Genomic DNA, 1732 nt, shown 5'->3' on the forward strand with positions numbered 1-1732 from the left:
TGGTGGATTCCATCCAGACCGTTTATTTACCTGATCTTAATTCGTCCGCCGGTTCCGTCAGTCAGGTGCGTGAGTGTGCCAACAAGCTGCGCGAATTGGCCAAGAGCAGCGACATGGCCGTCTTTTTAGTGGGGCACGTCACCAAAGAAGGTGTGATTGCCGGTCCGCGCGTGCTCGAACATATAGTAGATACCGTCCTCTACCTGGAGGGCGACCGTTTTCAATCATACCGCTTGCTGCGTTCTGTAAAAAACCGTTTCGGCGCCACTGCCGAGGTGGGTGTCTTTGAAATGCGCGAACGCGGCATGATCGAAGTCACCAATCCCTCAGAGGCTTTTCTGGCCGAACGCATGATCAATGCGCCCGGTTCAGCCATTGCCGTCACCATGGAGGGCACCCGTCCGCTGCTGGTTGAAATGCAGGGGCTAACCAGCCCGAGCAACCTTGGCAATCCGCGCCGCACCCCAAACGGTGTGGATTTCAACCGTCTGCTGCTGATCACAGCCGTGCTTACCCGTCGCTTGGGCATGCGCCTGGCCGAACAGGACGTTTTTGTTAAAGACAACGGCGGTCTGCAAGTGGGCGAACCCGCCGCGGATCTGGCCATTGCCACTGCCATCGCCTCCTCGATGAAAGACATCCCCGTCAAGGCGGATACAGTCTTGATCGGCGAGGTGGGGTTATCAGGCGAACTGCGTTGGGTGAGTCAGATGCCCGCCCGTTTGCGAGAAGCACAAAAACTTGGCTTTAAAACAGCCATTATTCCACGCCGGCTACGCCAGGGAGAACCTTTACCCGAAGGCATCCAGCTCAAAGAAGCCCGCTCACTGCGTGAAGCATTGGGTTGGGCATTGCTCGAAGAAAAATAATCCGTGGAGGAAATTATGCAAAAAGCATTTCTAAATTTCGGCATTATCTCGCTCATCCGGCGCAACCATGGATTGGAGCACGCCACCATCAATTTGCTCTCCAAGAAGTTTCCGGGCAGCACATTTGCCGGTTATTCAGACCATAAAGGGTTCTGGATCGTGGGCGATGTTTCAACCGATGCCCTGCTTGAAATTGCGCAGCAGGCGCTGACCCGCATGAAGGGAGGTGAACGCAAGCTGGCCATCCATGACAACTGCGGCAGCAATTATGTCGTTGCCGGTTTGTTGGCGGGGTCTTTGGCCTGGCTGGCAACCCTGGGCAGCAGTAATTCTTTCAAGAAAAAATTAGACCGCTGGCCGATGCTGGTCTTGCTGGTAACCGGTGCGCTGATCGTGGCGCAGCCGCTCGGACCCAAGGTGCAGGAACATGTGACCACCTCGGGTGAACCCGGCGACCTGGCCGTCAAGCAGATCGTGCGCTACGAGCGTGATCTTCCAGGCAGACCTGCGCTGCATCGCATCCTTACCGCAGAAGTGATTCGCACCTTGGAGGAAGCTGCTTGAGCAAAGCTAATATTCACCTTTTACGCGGTGACGACCTGTATTCCGTGGCGTTGGCGGTCAAGACCATCACCGCCTCGTTGGGTGACGATTATGATGCCGCGATGAACACCTCACGCCTGGACGGTAAATCTGCATCCTTCGAAGATCTGCAGACCGCGCTGACCACGCTGCCCTTTTTTGGCTCCAGCCGGTTGGTGATGGTGGATAACACGCTTGCCAAGATCGACAAGGCTAGCCAGGAGAAATTTCTAAAACTGCTGGATGCCACCCCCGGCTCCACGCACGCCATCTTTCAGGTT

General features: G+C 55.8%; 3 protein-coding genes. All 3 read left to right on the top strand.

Going from position 1 to position 1732, the window contains the following annotated elements:
* Nucleotides 1-869 (top strand): magnesium chelatase domain-containing protein (locus Q8O35_RS01205; protein ID WP_305569581.1); only part of this gene is annotated, 869 nt, incomplete at its 5' end.
* A gap of 15 nt (nucleotides 870-884) precedes the next feature.
* Nucleotides 885-1433 (top strand): DUF6391 domain-containing protein, encoded by a 549-nt coding sequence (locus Q8O35_RS01210; protein WP_305569586.1) that lies wholly within the window; start codon nucleotides 885-887, stop codon nucleotides 1431-1433.
* Nucleotides 1430-1732, top strand: a 303-nt coding sequence (locus tag Q8O35_RS01215) for a hypothetical protein (protein ID WP_305569587.1), incomplete at its 3' end; no start/stop codon positions are given. The genes Q8O35_RS01210 and Q8O35_RS01215, both read left to right, overlap by 4 nt.

The sequence above is a fragment of the Humidesulfovibrio sp. genome (assembly GCF_030689645.1).
In the GTDB taxonomy this organism is placed as follows: domain Bacteria; phylum Desulfobacterota; class Desulfovibrionia; order Desulfovibrionales; family Desulfovibrionaceae; genus Humidesulfovibrio.